This window comes from Peterkaempfera podocarpi (assembly GCF_042466665.1).
Lineage (GTDB): Bacteria > Actinomycetota > Actinomycetes > Streptomycetales > Streptomycetaceae > Peterkaempfera > Peterkaempfera podocarpi.
Window position 1 is genome coordinate 8,165,889 of the sequence record NZ_CP162102.1, and the last position, 16,459, is coordinate 8,182,347.

Annotated in this window: 15 protein-coding genes; 5 read left to right on the forward strand and 10 right to left on the reverse strand. The window is 69.3% G+C overall.

The features are described from left to right. Positions 1-327 precede the first annotated feature (327 nt). A complete protein-coding gene (locus AB0761_RS35585; RefSeq protein WP_377273401.1) occupies positions 328-1,752 on the forward strand; it encodes a VCBS repeat-containing protein in 1,425 nt (474 codons plus the stop codon). 366 nt (positions 1,753-2,118) lie between these two features. Then, positions 2,119-2,616 (forward strand): TIGR00725 family protein, encoded by a 498-nt coding sequence (locus tag AB0761_RS35590; protein WP_377273402.1) that lies wholly within the window; start codon positions 2,119-2,121, stop codon positions 2,614-2,616. Between the two features lie 288 nt (positions 2,617-2,904). Here AB0761_RS35590 and AB0761_RS35595 read toward each other — a convergent pair whose 3' ends face one another. Then, complete coding sequence (locus AB0761_RS35595; protein ID WP_377273403.1) at positions 2,905-3,636, reverse strand: HAD family hydrolase; 732 nt, start codon at positions 3,634-3,636, stop codon at positions 2,905-2,907. A gap of 268 nt (positions 3,637-3,904) precedes the next feature. Continuing rightward, positions 3,905-4,273, reverse strand: a complete 369-nt coding sequence (locus AB0761_RS35600) for a hypothetical protein (RefSeq protein ID WP_377273404.1) — start codon at positions 4,271-4,273, stop codon at positions 3,905-3,907. Positions 4,274-4,544: 271 nt separating this feature from the next. Between AB0761_RS35600 and AB0761_RS35605 the strand changes: the two genes are divergently transcribed. After that, the gene (locus tag AB0761_RS35605; protein WP_377273405.1) at positions 4,545-5,033 is read left to right on the forward strand and encodes a hypothetical protein; all 489 of its coding nucleotides are present in this window, start codon (positions 4,545-4,547) and stop codon (positions 5,031-5,033) included. 8 nt (positions 5,034-5,041) lie between these two features. Beyond that, positions 5,042-5,374 carry a hypothetical protein gene (locus tag AB0761_RS35610; RefSeq protein WP_377273406.1) on the forward strand — a complete coding sequence of 111 codons (333 nt, stop codon included), beginning with the start codon at positions 5,042-5,044 and terminating at the stop codon, positions 5,372-5,374. On the opposite strand, the gene AB0761_RS35615 is transcribed toward AB0761_RS35610, so the two are convergent. Continuing rightward, positions 5,356-5,973, reverse strand: coding sequence for a TetR/AcrR family transcriptional regulator (locus tag AB0761_RS35615; protein WP_377273407.1), 618 nt, complete (start codon positions 5,971-5,973; stop codon positions 5,356-5,358). The two genes, AB0761_RS35610 and AB0761_RS35615, sit on opposite strands and share 19 nt — an antisense overlap. Positions 5,974-6,079: 106 nt before the next feature. Between AB0761_RS35615 and AB0761_RS35620 the strand changes: the two genes are divergently transcribed. Next, a complete protein-coding gene (locus AB0761_RS35620; RefSeq protein ID WP_377273408.1) occupies positions 6,080-7,084 on the forward strand; it encodes an oxidoreductase in 1,005 nt (334 codons plus the stop codon). Positions 7,085-7,339: 255 nt separating this feature from the next. Here AB0761_RS35620 and AB0761_RS35625 read toward each other — a convergent pair whose 3' ends face one another. The 7 genes from AB0761_RS35625 to AB0761_RS35655 all read right to left on the reverse strand — a co-directional run bounded on the left by AB0761_RS35625 (position 7,340) and on the right by AB0761_RS35655 (position 16,121). Further along, complete coding sequence (locus tag AB0761_RS35625; protein WP_377273409.1) at positions 7,340-8,770, reverse strand: GH1 family beta-glucosidase; 1,431 nt, start codon at positions 8,768-8,770, stop codon at positions 7,340-7,342. 155 nt (positions 8,771-8,925) lie between these two features. Further along, positions 8,926-10,656 (reverse strand): ABC transporter substrate-binding protein, encoded by a 1,731-nt coding sequence (locus AB0761_RS35630; protein WP_377273410.1) that lies wholly within the window; start codon positions 10,654-10,656, stop codon positions 8,926-8,928. A 209-nt stretch (positions 10,657-10,865) separates the two neighbouring features. Next, complete coding sequence (locus tag AB0761_RS35635; protein WP_377273411.1) at positions 10,866-11,939, reverse strand: ABC transporter ATP-binding protein; 1,074 nt, start codon at positions 11,937-11,939, stop codon at positions 10,866-10,868. Continuing rightward, on the reverse strand, positions 11,936-13,072 hold the full coding sequence (locus AB0761_RS35640; RefSeq protein ID WP_377273412.1) for an ABC transporter ATP-binding protein: 1,137 nt from the start codon (positions 13,070-13,072) through the stop codon (positions 11,936-11,938). Before AB0761_RS35640 ends, AB0761_RS35635 begins: the two co-directional genes overlap by 4 nt. Next, complete coding sequence (locus tag AB0761_RS35645; RefSeq protein ID WP_377273413.1) at positions 13,069-14,001, reverse strand: ABC transporter permease; 933 nt, start codon at positions 13,999-14,001, stop codon at positions 13,069-13,071. The genes AB0761_RS35640 and AB0761_RS35645 overlap by 4 nt, the downstream gene beginning before the upstream one ends. 107 nt (positions 14,002-14,108) lie before the next feature. Next, positions 14,109-14,990 (reverse strand): ABC transporter permease, encoded by an 882-nt coding sequence (locus tag AB0761_RS35650; protein ID WP_377273414.1) that lies wholly within the window; start codon positions 14,988-14,990, stop codon positions 14,109-14,111. Positions 14,991-15,002: 12 nt separating this feature from the next. Then, complete coding sequence (locus AB0761_RS35655) at positions 15,003-16,121, reverse strand: LacI family DNA-binding transcriptional regulator (RefSeq protein WP_377273415.1); 1,119 nt, start codon at positions 16,119-16,121, stop codon at positions 15,003-15,005. Between the last annotated feature and the right edge of the window lie 338 nt (positions 16,122-16,459).

Consider the following 16,459-nt stretch of genomic DNA (forward strand, 5'->3'; position numbering starts at 1 on the left):
CCGCCGATAGCCCTCTCCCCACACTCCCGAACTTGTGACGTCTCGGCGCTGCCCGGCACAGGACTTTCGACGCCGGCCCTCAAGATGCCGGACCTGAGCCCGGGAGTCGCCGAGCGGACGGGAGGTATTCGAGACCTGTCCCATGTGGGCCCTCAGCTCCCCCAGGCGGGTTTTGGCCCATAGGGAGGGGTCGTTGGAGCGGACGTTCTGGTTCGCGTTCAACTGGATGCCATGCCAGGGCAACCTTTCGGTGTACTGCCGGGTCTTGTGCGGTGCGGGGCAACCCGTTCGGGGGTTCTGCGCATTGGTGTGACGTTGGGAGGGAACGTGCGCATACGTTCTGTGGTGGTGCCGACCGCCGCGGTGGCGGCGGTCTCGGCCGTGGTCGCCGCCACTTTGACCGCGCCGGTCGCGGAGGCGGCAGTGCCGCAGGCCAAGTCCGCGGCCCGAGTGGACTTCAACGGCGATGGCTACCAGGACCTGGTGGTCGGTGCGAGCGATGGTGCCGTGGGCACGGTGAAGCAAGCGGGGTACATCACCGTGCTGTACGGGTCCGCCCATGGCTTCAGCCCGGCCAGCCGGCAGGTGATCACTCAGAACACCGCTGGAATCCCCGGCTCCAGTACGACCGGCGGCTACTTCGGCCCCACGCTCACGGCGGACCTCGACGGCGACGGCTACACCGATCTGCTCGTCGATGCCGTGAAGCCCGCGGAGACGTGGATCGTGATCTGGGGCGGCAAGGGTGGCCTGCAGGCCTCCCAGGCCCGCGTGGTGGGGGCCAGGCAGGGCAACGGGCTCTCGGGCCTGGCCCGTTTCGTCCACGCGGGGGACTTCGACGGCGACGGTCACATCGACCTCGTCAGAATCGGCTGGCAGTCGAGCGTCGCCTACGGCCCGTTCAGCCGCGACGGTGTTCCGGCCCGCACCGCGAAACTGCCGCTGGACACGAGCACCCCCGGCGGTCTGTTTGAGATGTGGGATATCCACGACATCACGGTCGGCGAGGTCACCAGCGATGCAGCTGATGATGTCGTCGTCACCGGCTCTCAGGGCAACAGCTCCTTCGTCACCTATGTCTTCCCCGGCGCCAAGGCTGGGCTGTCGGACCACCCCACCCGCTCCCTTCCCGGCGGTATGGCGGTCCGCACCGGGGACGTCAACGGCGACGGACGCAACGACCTGGTGGTCGGCAACTACACTGACTACCCCTCCAGCGGCGGCGGTTTCACTGTGATCTACAACGGGGCGAAAGGCCTGACGGCCCCGGCCAAGCCCGTCTGGATCAACCAGGACTCCCCGGGCGTGCCCGGGCTCGGCGAGCGCGGGGACGAGCTCACGTTCACCCTTGCGGTCGGTGACGTCAACGGTGACGGACGCGCGGACGTGGTCGCCGGAGCGCCGGACGAGGACTACTCAAGCAAGGTCAACGTCGGCCACGTCATGGTCTTCCGGGGCACCACCGGCGGCGTGTCGACCAGTGGCATCCAGGACCTCAGCCAGGATTCCCCGGGTGTGCCCGGCGCCACCGAGGCTAACGACTTCTTCGGTGACTCCGTTGCGCTGGTGGACGGTGACCGTGACGGCCACGCTGAGCTGGCCGCCGCCGCGACGATGGAGGACAACGGGTCCGGTGCTGCGGTGATCTTCCGGGGTACCACCAAGGGTGCCGTGCCGTCCTTCGCCTTCACCGGAAAGGGCGTCGGTATGAACCCCACCCAGGCGCACTTCGGCGGGTTCGTCGTCAACTGAGCGTCGTTCCCGCCTCTGGCGGGGCGCGGGCAGGCCGATGGCTTTGCCCGCTGCGCCTTGGCTGTAGATGGCCTGAGCTGCAGAATCGCCCCGGAGTCGATTACGGCTCCGGGGCGTCTGCACTGCTCCGGAGAACAGGCGACCGCGCGGTGCCCAGGGCGCCGGTGGGACGCCGGGGCCACCGCAGCCTTCCCTCACGCTGTATGACCTGTCCCGGTATCCGGGAGATCGTGCCCTCCGGGCTGGAGCGCGTCACACATCTCTGTTTTCCAGGCCTCGGTTTACTGTTCAGCACGCCTGCCGGGAGCAGTAGAACAGTCGCTGCGTTGAGCAGGTCTTCAGCGCGACTATGGGCGGAGTGCACCAGTGATCCAGGTAGCGGTATGCGGGCCTGCGGAGTGCAGTGCGGCGGAGGAAGCGTCGGCCCGGGAGGTCGGTGCTCTGCTGGCGCGCTCGGGCGTGGTTCTGCTCTGCGGGGGCTACGGCGGCGTCATGGCCGCCGCTGCGGAGGGTGCAGCCGGCGCGGGCGGTCTCGTCATCGGCATCCTTTCCGGGGCCGACAGATCCGAGGCTTCGCCTCACCTGACTGCTTGCGTCGCCACCGGCATGGACCAGGCCCGTAACAGCATTCTGGTCGGTTCGGCGGACGCGGTCATCGCCATCGGCGGGTCGTGGGGGACGCTCTCCGAAGTGGCTATCGCCATGCGACGAGGCATCAGGCCTGTGGTCAGTCTTAGCGGCTGGCAGATCAATGACGCGCTGGGCAACGCCGTCCCCGGCGTTGTGCCGGCCGACAGCCCGGCGGCGGCCGTACGCCGCGCCCTGGCAGGTCAGGGTACATGGCGGGCGGACGACCTCCGCTGAGGCGGTGACGGCCCCTTGGTGGTGCGGTGCGGCCGGGGGAGTGGGAACGACGGTCCCGGCTGCGGCCGGTGCCGCCGACGGATACGGGACCAGACCTGGCAGCTGGGTTCCAACGAGCGTGTCTCATACGGCGGAAGAGCCCGGACACTGAGCGGTCCTGGTGCGACCTGGGAGGTGAGCCGAGTCGCGGGAGTGGGAACCCGGCCGTGATTCCTGGAGTCAGCGGATGTGCGCCCCAGGGGAGGGCGTTGATGCGGCTCGCTCACTCGCGATGGTCATGAGACCGGGTCAGGTGTGTGTGCGTGGTAGGCGGTCGGGGAGGTCGGTGAGCCGTTCGATGCGGAGAACTGACTCGTCTGCTGTCGGCGATGGTCCGCCGGTGACGAAGTCGATGCCGCGGTCCAGCCAGATGCCGGTGAGTCCGGCGAGGGCGGCTGCGCGTACATCGCTTTCCAGCATGTCGCCCACGTTGACCGCCTGCGCGGGGTCCGTCTGCATCTGCCGACAGGCGGTTGCGTAGGCGACGGGTTTGGCTGCACCGAGCTCGGTCGGGGTCAGGACGGCTTCGAAGTACTCGAGGAGGCCGAAGCGGGCGAGCTTGGCGCGCTGCTGCCCGGGGTCCCCATTGGTGAGGACAGCCAGCCTTGGTCCTCGGGGGAGCCGTTTCAGGGTCTCCAGGCATGGCTGGACATCGGGGTAGCAGCGCCAGGACTCCTCGAACACGGCGAGGTAGCGCTCGGCGATCCAGGTGTCCAGGAGACCGGGACTTTCAGGAACCGGCTCGCCGAGCATGGGCAGGAAGGAACGGAGTCTGCGTCGGTGGTGCTCAGCGAAGGAGCACTGGCCGGCCAGGTATTCCCGCATGTGGCGCGCCTCCAGCGTCCACCACAACGCCACCAGCTCCTCCGGTGGAGCCGTCGCGTTCGGCGCGGCCTGGACGATCTGGCTGATTGTTTCCATGACCGCGCTTCGGTGATCGACCAGGGTGCCGTCCAGGTCGAAGAAAATCACATCTGCCATGGGGTGATCATCTCGGGATCCCGGTCCCTGACGCCAGAGCAGGCGATCTTCCCTTCTGGGTGGATGTCCAGGTCGCATGGCGCGGGAGACGGAATGTGTGAGCACGCGGTTCGCACCGCAAGGAGCCCCGGTAGCCGCGGGCATCACCACCTGTGGTTCGCCAGGATCCGCCTTCGCCCGAGTCCCGCGGCAGCTCCGGTCTGCGAGTGGCCGGGACGGCGCTGGGGGCGGGTCCCCGAATCGGGTCCCCGCCCCTCCGTCATGCCCGTCAGCCCACGGGAACAGCTACCACCATGTACCGGGAGCCGTCGGGCCCCACGACCGGAAGCGGAGCATCGGGAAGACGTGAGAACAGTGCCTCGGCTATCTCCCTCGGGTCGTGGTCGACGGTCAGCGGCGCCTGCAGGGCGGCGCGGATGGCCTGCTCGGTGTCCGCGGACAGCGGTCGCTTCCCGCCGTCGCGGATCACCTGGGCGAGCCCCGACATCTGCTCGCGGGTCAAGTCGGGGCCGAGGCCCATCTTGAGGGCGGCCGCGGCCACCTGGGCGGCGAGCGCGGCGCGGTTCCAGCTCTGGGCCACGGAGCCTGGCGTTCCGGCAGGAAGGAAGTGGATCGCGGTGTCGATCGTGGACTTCATGGTGCCTCCAACACGAAAGGCTCCGGCGGGAGCCGACAGCAGAGGGAACACCCCGACAGGGCGGGGTCTTCTGCCTACTATTCTCGCGCCCACCACTGACAAATCCGCAGGCCAGCCGCCGGGAACTGGGCGACTGTGACTGGCCGGGACAGTTGTCACCGGGGCGCGGCATCTGTCACCAGGCGCGGCACGTGGGACTGTTGGGGTGCGCTGGGCGGTGTTGGTGGGAGCCTGGGCACGCGGGTGGGTGCCGGGAGGCTACGCTTCGGCCATGCCGTCCCAGCGCTCCTCCGCGGGCTCCGCTGTCGAGCAGGTGTCGGTCATCGACGGCTTGCGCGCGCTGCCCTTCCCCGAAGAGGAGGGAAGGCCCGGAACGGACGGTCAGTGGAGTGGGCGCGGGTTCCACCTCGCAGTGCTCCGGGAGAGCCGGGACTTCTGGGAGGACCGGAGTACCGAGATCGTCGAGGCTGCCGAACAGGAGCTGGAAGCCGACCTTGCCGCCCTGGCCGTTGTCCTCACGGGACGCTGGGGCGTTCCGGAAACGGTTGATCTGTGGCCGTATCTCGGATTCGACGACCCCGGCCCTGAGGTCGGCACTCGCGAGCCGCTCAGCTTCCTGTGCGGTGTCGCCGGCAGCATGCAGGTGTGGAGGCTGCCGAACTCAGGGCGATGGGTCGGCCTGGCCATCGGCCAGGCCGACCCGGAGTGGCCGTTCCAGCTGCTGGGCGCCGTTGGTGAAGCGTCCTCGCTCGCCCGGTGATCTGCGGCATGAACATCGTGCGGTCGGGGGGCGTGATGAGTCGGCTGCGACTGGACGAGACGGTCCTCATGCTCGAGGACGGTCAGCGAACGGCTGACCGCCTGGCCGGTGCGGTGGTTGAGCCAGATTGCGGCGGCGAGGGCCAGGACGCGCCGGGCGGTACGGACGGCGACACCCTCGAGGGTCCTTGCGCCGTGCTGTTCGAGGTCAAGCTGCTCTTCGAGGCTGTCGTCGACCGAATCGATCAGTGGGCGCACCGACGTGCGTATCTGTCTTCACGCACCGATCACCGAGGTCCTCGCCACGTCTACGCCGCGCCGCGTCAGAACCCTCTCGTCTGATCCCCGGCCCGGCTTTCGCCGGTCGGGGAGACGGGGCCGGCGCGCAGTCCGTCGCACACGATCGCGGTGACGCGATCGAGCGCGGCGAGGTCGGCATGCGTGCGGCCCTCAGCGCGGACCAGGCAGCCGGTAATGAGGGCTTTGACATCGGCGTAGTCGATGTCGTTCCGCACCGCTCCGGCTGCCTGAGCGCGGTCGAGCAGGCCGCGCAGACCGGCCGTGACGTCGTAGCCGGCCTCCTCGGCGGCCGTCTCCAGGTCGTAGCCCGCGCCGGCGAGCGCCTCGGCGAGCCCTCGGTGGGTCGCCCCCTCGCGGACCAGGGTGGTGAGGAGGGTGAAGAACGCGGTGCCCGGATCCTGCTGCCCGGCGAGCGAACCCGCCTGGGCGATGAGCTGTTCCAGACGGCTGAGCAGGATCGCGGCGAACAGGTCCTGCTTGTGGGGGAAGTGGCGGCTGACTGTGCCGGTGCCGACCCCGGCGCGCCGCGCGATCTCGTGCACCGGGACCGAGAGCCCCTCCTCGGCGAAGACCTGCGCCGCCACCTCCAGGACTCGGGCCCGGTTGCGCTGGGCGTCGGCTCGTGGCTGCTTCGCGGTCACGGGGCGGGGCCTCCCTCGGCTCTCGACAAGCGGGACGGCGGTCCCGTATAGTCCCAGGAAGCGGGACGGCTGTCCCGATTATATCTCCTCGAGCGGAGGCAGGGCGATGACCCGCGCTTCGACCGCACCTGACGCAGCAACAGCACCCCCGCCCGCACCGTCGAGATGGACCGCCTCCGACGTACCCGACCAGCGGGGGCGGACCATCGTGATCACCGGAGCCAACACCGGTATCGGCTTCGAGACCGCCCTGGTGCTCGCTCGGCATGGCGCCAACGTCGTCCTGGCCTGCCGAAACCCCCAGCGTGCCGCAGATGCCCAAGCCCGCATCGCCGCAGCCGCGCCGGCCGGGAAAGTCAGCACCCTGGAGTTGGATCTCGCATCGCCGGCCGCAGTCCGTCAGGCCGCCGAGCAGTTACGCGCAGAGCACCCGCGTATCGACGTACTCGTCAACAACGCCGGCGGCGTCCGACCCCGCCACGAGGTGACCGAGGACGGGTTCGAGATGACGCTGGCCACCAATCACCTCGGCCCGTTCGCGTTCACCGGCCTCGTGCTCGACCAGCTGCTCAAGACGCCGGACTCCCGGATCGTGACCGTCAGCAGCATCGGGCACCGGCGCGGGGTCATCGACTTCGACGACCTGCATGCCGAGCGCGGCTACCGATTCCAGCACGCCTACTTCCAGGCGAAGCTCGCGAATTTGATGTTCACCTACGAGCTGCAGCGCCGGCTCGCCCAGGCCGGGGCCCGGACCATCGCGGTCGCCGCTCACCCGGGCAACGCCCGCACCGAGTTCGGCCGCGACATGTCCGCGTTCGTCCGAGTGGCCATGAGCCCTCGCCTGCGCCTGCTCACTTCGTGGCTGATGCAGTCCCCGCAGATGGGCGCTTTGCCGTCACTGCGTGCCGCCACCGATCCGCAGGTGCGCGGCGGCGAGTACTACGGCCCTCCCGGGCGAGCCCAGTTCACCGGCTACCCGGCCCGCGTCGAGTCGAGTGACCGTTCCCATGACATCGAGGCGCAGCGCCGCTTGTGGCAGGAGTCCGAGCGGCTTACCGGAATCGCCTACCCGCTGAGCGCGTCGACCGTGACCGCCCACGACCGTTAGTGGCTGTTTCAGTCTCGGAGCGTTGGGGGCTGGGGAGAGACCACAGGAAGCACCGGACGCGCGAATCGGCGCACCTCACCGTCGGCGCGGCCGACGTCGAGACGAGCCATCGTGCAGACACGGTGTGCAGCGGACGCTGCGGCTTGCCGTGTGTCCGGGGGCTCGTCCGCGGTGAACGGTGGTGCCTGAGCAGGACCGTGGTGGGGCGGGCACGCCGGCCATGACAAGGGGCCGGCGTGCCCGCCTCGGCTCCGCCTACGCCTGGGGAAGAAGCCCGTTGCGCCGGATGACGTCCGCGTACCAGTGGGCGCTGGCCTTGGGGATGCGGCGCTGGCTGGCGTAGTCGACGTACACCGTGCCGAAGCGCTTGCTGTAGCCGTGCGCCCACTCGAAGTTGTCCATCAGGGACCACAGGAAGTAGCCCCGGACGTCCACGCCGTCGGCGATGGCGCGGTGGACGGCCCGCAGGTGGCCGTCCAGGTAGGCGATCCGCTCGGGGTCGTTGACGGCGCCGGTGGGGTCGACGTAGTCGTCGACGGCGGCGCCGTTCTCGGTGACCAGCAGCGGGAGGCGCGGGTGGTCCCGGGAGACGTCGCGCAGCAGGTCGTACAGCCCGGTGGGGTCGATCGCCCAGCCCATCGCGGTGGTCTCGCCGGGCGGAAGGTGGAAGACCACCTCCTCGGAGCCCGGCCAGGGAGAGTGGTCGCTGCGGCCGTGGCCGTCGTTGCGGGGGGCCTTTGCGTCGCTCGTACCGTCGGAGCCGGACACCAGCGTGGGGGTGTAGTAGTTGATGCCCAGCAGGTCGATGGGGCGGGAGATCTCGGCGAGGTCGCCGTCGTGCACCAGGGCGTCCCAGTCGACCAGGTGGGCGGTGTCGGCGAGCAGGTCGTCGGGGTAGGCGCCGCGGAGCAGTGGGCCGGTGAAGACGCGGTTGCCGACCGCGTCGATCCGGCGGGCCGCGTCCAGGTCGGCGGCCGATTCGGTGAGCGGGCGCACCTGGTGCAGGTTGAGGGTGATGGAGGTCTGCGCCGCCGAAGGCAGCCGGTCGCGCAGCACGCCGATGGCCTTGCCGTGGGCCAGGTTGAGGTGGTGGGCGGCCTTGAGGGCGGCGGCGGGCTCGGTGCGGCCGGGGGCGTGGACCCCGGAGCCGTAGCCGAGGAAGGCCGCGCACCAGGGCTCGTTGAGGGTGGTCCAGGTGCTTATCCGGTCGCCGAGGGCGTCCGCCACCAGTGCGGTGTAGTCCGCGAACCGCTCGGCGGTGTCGCGTGCCGGCCAGCCGCCGACGTCCTCCAGGTCCTGGGGCAGGTCCCAGTGGTAGAGGGTGGCGACCGGGGTGATGCCCTTCTCCAGCAGCTCGTCGGCGAGCGCACGGTAGAAGTCCAGACCGCGCTCCACGGCCGGGCCGCGCCCGGTGGGCTGCACCCGGGGCCAGGAGATGGAGAAGCGGTAGGCGTTGAGGCCGAGGTCGGCCATCAGTGCCACGTCGTCACGGAACCGGTGGTAGTGGTCGGCGGCGATGTCACCGGTGTCGCCGTTGCGCACCTTGCCGGGGGTGCGACTGTAGGTGTCCCAGATTGAGGGGGTGCGACCGTCCTCGGCGGCGGCCCCTTCGATCTGGTAGGCGGCGGTGGCCGCACCCCAGGTGAAGCCGGACGGAAGGCTGATCTCGGGTCGTGCTGCGGTCATGCGGGAGCGCTCCCAGGAATTGCGGAAGAGGGGTGGCGGCTGGAGGGCCAAGCCGCAGCACCCGGCTGCTCCGCAGAGCAGCCGGGTGCCCGGTGTCCCGTTGCCCGTCGGTCACCGGTCACGCGGTGACGGGCAACGGTGTGTCCTGCGTGGCGTCAGCTGCGGGGCTTCAGCTTCAGGATCATGTACTCGTAGGCCTGGCTGTTCGGGCCGGGGTTGATGTACGGGTCGTCCGAGTTCGGCCAGCCGGTGAAGTTGGTGTCGTTGTACTCGTACCAGGCGGCACCGTAGAGCACCGGGATCGCCGGGGCGTCGGTCGAGACCAGGTTCTGCAGCGTCTTGAGCGCGGCGTTGCCCGAGGCCTCGTCGGTCGAGTTCTCGTAGGCCTTGACCGCGTCCGCGGCCGCCGGGTTGTCGTAGCGGCTGAAGTTCTCCGCGGCGGTCTGGCCGATCGGGGCGGTCAGGGCCGGGTCGATCAGGTACTGCAGCCGCTGGAACGGCGTGCCGCCCTGGCCCCAGTGGATCGCCGCGTCGTACTTGCCGGAGGTGATGGCGGTGTTCCAGCTGTTGAAGTCGAACTGGCCGTTGGTGGAGACGTCCATGCCGACGGCGTTCAGGTCCTTGGCCATGGCGCCCGCGGCGCACCAGTAGTCGGTGAAGGAGTTCGGGTCGATGATCGTGAACTTGATCGTCTTGCCGTCCTTCTCCCACTTGCCGGCGCTGTTCTTCTTGTAGCCGCCGGCGGTCAGGAGCGAGGTGACCTTGTCCGCGTCAGCGGTCGGCTTCAGGTCGTTGGCCAGCGCCGGGTCCAGCTGCTTCTGGTCGGCCGGGAGCAGCAGGCCGCCGGAGGAGGTGGCCGGGAGCTCGTAGTCGGTCTCGCACTGGGTGGCGTACTGCTGGCGGTTCATCGCGGCGCTGATCGCCTGGCGCACGGCCTTGTCGGCCAGGGCCGGTGCGGAGGTGCTCTTCAGGTTCAGCGTCAGGGTGACCGTGTTGGCCGACGGGAAGAACGGCTTGTCCTTCTGGAACAGGTGGTTGTGCACCGGGTCCTTGGCGACAAAGACGTTCTGGACGTTGGCGATGTTGTTACCGGTCAGGTCGATCTTGCCGGAGGTGAGCGCCAGCAGTGCGGTGTCGTTGGTGGCGTAGGCGGGGAAGGAGATCGACTTGACCGCGGGCTCGCCCTGCCGGTACGTCGGGTTGATCTTGTAGGTGATGTTCTGGGCGCTGAACTTGTCGACCAGGTAGGGGCCGGTGCCGATGGCCTGGTCGGCCTTGATGACCGCGGCGGACGGCTTGCTGATGGTGGACCAGATGTGCTTGGGCACGATCAGCTGGTTGCCGATGCCGATGAAGTTGGCCGCCTGCGGGCCCTTGAAGTTCAGCACCACGGTGCTGGCGTCCGGGGTGGTGACGCTGTCCGGAAGCGGCGTGCCTCCGGTGTTGGCCGCCGTGTCCTTCTTGAGCAGGTCGAAGGTGAAGGCGACGTCGTCCGAGCTGAAGGCCTGGCCGTCGCTCCACTTGACGCCGTCCTGCAGCTGCAGGGTGAGCGTCTTGTTGCCGTTGGACCACGCGAAGCTCTTGGCCAGCCACGGGATCGGGGCCGAGCTGGCGTCAAGGGTGTTGAACTGGAACAGCGGCTCGAAGAGCAGCGAGTTGGCGTTCTCGATGGAGCTGAAGGAAGACGTGGTGAACGGGTTGTAGTTCTCGGTGAAGGACGGGACCGGGGCGTCCTCGACCACCAGGGTCTTGGGCGCGGAGGACCCCTTGGAGGAGGTCCCGCTGGGCTTGCCCTTGTCGTTGCTGGAGTCGGTGCAGGCGGCGGTCATGCCAAGCCCGACGACCGCCACCAGGGCGAGGGCTCGCATAGTGGTCTTGCGACTCATTGACGTACGCTCCTTGTGTCCGGACTTTCCATACGTGCTGGTTGCGGTACCGCTGGGGTTCGGATGCGTGCCGTGGCGGAGTTGCCGCTCCGCCGGGGCATCGTCGTCCGTCCTCGTGTGAAGCGAGGGCGGACGACACTCGGTCCCCGTAGGCGGGCCCCGGTGCCGAGCGATTCTGGCGGGGTCTCCCATGGCGTCTCCTCGACGTCCTATTGATCCGCTGCCGACGACGGGGTCGTGTCGGCGGCAGCGGCGGGTGCGTGATCCGGGCTGAGCAACCAGCACGCCGCCACCTGGTCGTCGCCCGCGGCGGGCAGCGCAGGCGGTGCGGCTTCCTTGCAGATGGCCATCGCGAACGGGCAGCGCGGGTGGAACCGGCAGCCGCTCGGCGGGTTGACCAGGCTGGGTGGGGCCCCGCGGCCGCGCAGCTCCACCGCTTCGGTCCGGCTGGGATCCGGTGCGGCGCTGAGCAGCAGCTGGGTGTAGGGGTGCGCGGGCGAGTCGGTGATCTGGGTGGCCGGCCCGGACTCGACGACCTGCCCGGCGTACATCACCACCACGGTGTCGGCCAGATAGCGGGCCGAGGCGATGTCGTGGGTGACGTAGAGGATGGCCAGCCGCTCCCGCTCACGCAGGTCGTCGAGCAGGTTGAGCACGCCCAGCCGGATGGAGACGTCCAGCATCGAGACGGGCTCGTCGGCGAGCAGCACCCGGGGCTGCACCGCCAGGCCGCGTGCGATGGCGATGCGCTGGCGCTGGCCGCCGGAGAGCTCGTGCGGGAACTTGTCGATGTAGGTCTCGGCCGGGCTGAGCGCGACCCGTTCCAGCAGGGACTTGGCAAGCTCGTCCAGCTCGCCGCGGCGGGCCTTGCGGTGCAGCTTGAGCGGACGCTCCAGGTGGTAGCGGACGCTGTGCACCGAGTTGAGCGAGGAGAAAGGGTCCTGCAGCACCAGGTGCACATGGCTGGTGTAGTCGCGGCGCTCCTTGGCGGAGGTGCCGACCGCCTTGCCGTCCAGCAGCAGTTCACCGGAGGTGGGCTTGATCAGCTGGGTGAGCAGCCGGGCCAGGGTGGACTTGCCGGAGCCGGACTCGCCGACGACAGCGGTGACGGTGCCCTCGGGCAGCGCCAGTGAGATGTCCTCGACGGCATGCACGACCTGGCGGCCGCCGAACTGGTGCACCGGGAAGTGCTTGGTCAGGTTGCGGGCCTCCAGCGCCGGCGTGCCGGGGCGCTTGGGGCCGTGCACCACCCGGGGGGTGGTCTCCGTGGTCGGGGTGGTCACTTGATGCTCCCGTCGGGCTCGGGCAGGTCGACTCCGGCGGCTTCGCCGCGCGGGGCGGGCAGCTTCGCGGGCGCCGCCAGGGCCAGCTGCTCGGGGGCGGTCTGCCCGTCGGTCTGCAGCCAGCACGCGGCGGTGCGCTCGGTGCCGTCCGAGTCGGCGGCGGGGCGCAGCAGCGCGGGGATCTCCTCGCTGCATCGGTCGATCGCGAACTTGCAGCGCGGGTGGAAGGCACAGCCGCTCGGCAGTGCGGTGAGCGCCGGCGGGGAGCCGGGGATGCCCTCCATACGGACCTTCTCGCCGTGCAGGGCGGGGAAGGAGTTGATCAGGCCGAGAGTGTACGGGTGACGCGGGGAGCGGAACAGCTCCTGGGCGCCGCCGCGTTCCACAATCCGGCCCGCGTACATGATCGCGATGGAGTCGGCCAGCTCGATCAGCAGCGACAGGTCGTGGGTGATGAAGATGATGGCGAAGCCCAGTCGCTGACGCAACTGCATGAGCTCTTCGAGGATTTCCCGCTGGGTGACCACGTCCAGGGCCGTGGTCGGCTCGTCCATGAGGACGACCTGCGGCTCCAGGGCAAGCGCCATCGCGATCATCACGCGCTGGCGCATACCGCCGGAGAGCTCGTGCGGGTAGCTGTGCAGCCGGTCCGCGGTGATGCCGACCATGCGGAGCAGCTCGATCGCCCGCTCGTTGCGCTGCTCGGCGGTCATCGCCTTGCGGTGGACCCTGAGCATGTCGGTGAGCTGGGCATTGATCCGGGCCACCGGGTTGAGCGCGTGCATGGCGCTCTGGAACACCACGGACAGCTCCGACCAGCGCACCACTCGCAGTTCATCGACGCCCGCGGCGAGCAGGTCGACGGTCTGCGTGCTGTCGCTGCCCTGCGGACGGGAGTGGAAGAGCACCTGACCGCCGGTGATGATGCCAGGCGCACGCAGCAGCCGGGTCAGCGCGTAGGCGAGGGTCGACTTGCCCGAGCCGGACTCGCCGGCCAGGCCCAGCACCTCACCGCGGTGCAGGGTGAGGGTGGCGTCGGTGATGGCGCGTACGGCCTTCTTGCCTGCGCCGTAGTCCACGCACAGGTCGCGGATCTCCAGCACCGGTTCGCCGAGGTAGCCGCTGGCGGTCACTTGGCGTCTCCCTTCGTCGAGGCGGACTGCACGACCGGGGTCAGCCCGAGGCGGAACTTGATACCGCTGCCGCGGCCGGTACGGGCCGAGGTGAGGCGCGGGTTGACGATCTCGTCGATGCCGAAGTTGAGCAGTGCCAGGGCGATGCCGACACCGGCGACGCAGAGCGCCGGCGGAACGTACCACCACCACCAGCCGCTGATCAGCGCGCCGGACGCCTGCGAGACGTTGAGCATGGTGCCCCAGGTGACCACGCCGGAGGGGACGCCGATGACGCCGAGCCAGGTCAGTGAGACGTAGGCGCCGATGCCGTAGATGACGGTGAAGATGAACGACGAGGCCAGGATCGGCAGCAGGTTCGGCAGGATCTCGAAGACGATGATCCGCGGACTGCGCTCGCCGATGACGCGGGCGGACTCCACATAGTCCTGGTTGCGCAGCGACAGGGTCTGGGCCCGCAGGACGCGCGCGCCCCAGGCCCAGGCGGTGAGCGCGATCACCCCGCCGATCAGGAACGGATTACTGGTGTCCTGGGGCGGCAGCGGCTTCATGACCACCATCAGGATCAGCAGGCCGGGCAGCGCCAGGAAGATGTTGGACAGCATCGAGAGCAGGTCGTCGACGACGCCGCCGAAGTAGCCGGCGGTCACGCCGACCAGGATGGACAGCACACTCGCGAGCAGGCCCGCGAGGAGCGAGATCAGCAACGTGTCCCGGCCGCCGGCGAGCACCTGGGAGAAGACGTCCTCCTGCTTCTGTGTGCTGCCGAACCAGAAGTCCGAGGAGGGCGGCTGCGGTACACCGCTGGTGGTGTTGGCCTGCCAGTCGGGCGCGTGCGGCGCCACGAGGGGGCCGACGAGTGCGAGCAGGAGGAAGAAGGCCAGCAGGCAGAGGCCGATGACGACCTTGGGGGAGCGGAAGATGCGCACGGCTCAGGCCTCCTTGCGGGCGCGCGGGTCGAGGGCGACGTAGGCCACGTCCGCCAGCAGGTTGGCGCCGAGCACGGTGAAGATGACGACCAGCAGGATGCCCTGCATCAGGGGTAGTCACCGGTGAGGATGGCCTCGTAGATCTCGTAGCCCAGACCTGGGTAGGAGAAGACGATCTCGGTGGCGATCGAGCCGGCGACCACGAGGCTGATTGACAGGGCGAAGTTGGAGATGCTCGGCAGGATCGCGTTGCGGGCGGCCACCCCGGCGACCTTCCACTGCGGAAGGCCCTTGGCGGCGGCGACCAGGACGTAGTCCTCGTCCATCGTGGTGAGCATCACGTTGCGCATACCGATGATCCAGCCTGCGATGGACGCCAGCGCGACCGTGGCGGCTGGTAGCGCAGCATGCTTGATCACGCTGGTGATGAACGTCCCGTTCCAGCCCGGAACCAGGTCGGCGTTGCTGGTGTCGTAGCCCTGGGCGTACGGGAAGACCTTGCCGTAGAAGCCCAGGGTGAGCAGCAGCATGAAGGCGAGGATGAAGTAGGGCACTGCCTGGAAGAAGGTCGCCACCGGCAGCAGCGCGTCGAAGAAGCCGCTGCGCCGCCAGCCCACGATGATGCCGATCAGCGTGCCGAGCACAAAGGCGATCACGGTGGCCGAGCCGACCAGGCCGATGGTCCACGGCAGGTCGCTGCCGAGCACCGTGGTCACCGGGACGCCCTTCGAGGTCGAGGTTCCCAGGTCGCCGTGGAGCAGGTTGCCCAGGTACGAGAAGTACTGGGCGGCCAGGCTCTGGTGCGAGTCGAGCCCGTACTCCGCCGCGAGGGCCTTGAGCTCTTCCGGGGTGATGGCGGCGCTTCTGATCTTCGAGAGCACATTCTGCAGGGCGTCGCCCGGCAGCATGCGCACCAGGAAGAAGTTCAGCGTCACCGCGGCGAAGGCGGCCAGGGCGTAGAAGCCCAGGCGGCGGATGATGATCCGCATCGTCGGCTCTCCTCAGCCTATGGGGCGCCGCAGACGCGACGCGGCGGGCTCGGGCGGGCAGCCGCAGCTCTCGCGGCGGATGAGCCGGGTCGGCAGCACGATCTCTGCCGGTGGCTCGGTCGCGTCCGCTGACGCGCTGTCTGCTGTGATCATCGTGTGCAGGACCTCGAATGCTTTGGCGCCGATCTCCTGGATGGGCTGACGTACTGTGGTCAGCTGGGGCCGGAGGTGGCGGGCGAAGGGCAGGTCGTCAAAGCCGGTGACCGCGACGTCGCCGGGGACGTCGAGGCCGTGTTCGGCCAGGGCGTAGCTCACGCCCAGGGCGGTCTGGTCATTGGCGCAGGCGATGGCGCGAGGCAGGGTCGCCCCCAGGGCGATCAGGCCCCGGACGATCTCCACTCCTCCCGCGGCGGAGTAGTCGCCCTGCCAGGCCGGGCCGGTCAGGCACTCGGCGCCCAGGGCGTGCACCTCGTCGGCGAACGAACGGCCGCGGACGACGTTGTCCGGGCTGTCGGCGTGGCCGGCGATGTAGGCCAGCCGACCGTAGCCGTGGTCCATGACCAGGTGGCGGGCCAGTTCGCGCATGCTGCCGGCACTGTCACTGCGGACGTTGGACACGGCCCCGCCGCCGGCGCCGGCCAGGGTCACCACCGGCACCGTACGGGCGATGGCGGCGATCCCGGCCGCGGACAGGACCTGGTCGTGCAGGATCAGCCCGTCGCATTTGCCGGCGATGGTGGTGATCCGGTTGGGCATGCGCTCGTCGATGTTGACCGAGCACACGAGCAGGTCGAAGCCGCAGCGCTGAGCCACGATCTCGATGCCTCGGTTGAGCTGGTCGCCGAAGAGCAGGCTCTCTGACTCGTCTGCGAAGGTCCCCCCGTCGTCGGTTCCGTAGACGCGGCGGAAGACGACCCCCACCACGTGCTTCAGGCGGCTGCTCAGTGCGCGGGCCGCCCCGTCCGGCACAAAACCCAGCTCCGCAATGGCGTTCAGTACACGGTCACGGGTGGCCGGGCGCGGGTTGTCGCGCCCGTTGAGCACCCGGGACACGGAGGCGATGGACACACCGGCCCGACGCGCCACGTCGTAGATCGTCGGCGGGGTGTCGGGTTTGGAACGTGTATCCACGGGATGCCTCCGGGCGGGCCTGAGCGCTATCCGTAAGCGCTTCCCGCGCCAGTGCTCGCGATGACGTTAAGCCCGGTCTGACAAGCGTGCAAGGGTTGATGTCATGGACGTTACGCTGATGTGACCTGCCCCCGTACGAACGAATCCTGTGCAGTGATAGACATTCAGGGCTTGAATCCAGCATGACACTTGCGAGGCGTCCGTAAGCGCTTCCGGCGCACGTCGCACGGTGCTCCCCGGCGCGTGGGCGACGGGCCGCAGGTCAGGCCGATGCGCCGGTCACCGGCGGCCCGGGCGCGGGGAACAGCGGCGCGGTGCAGGTGAACGGGGGCGTCCGC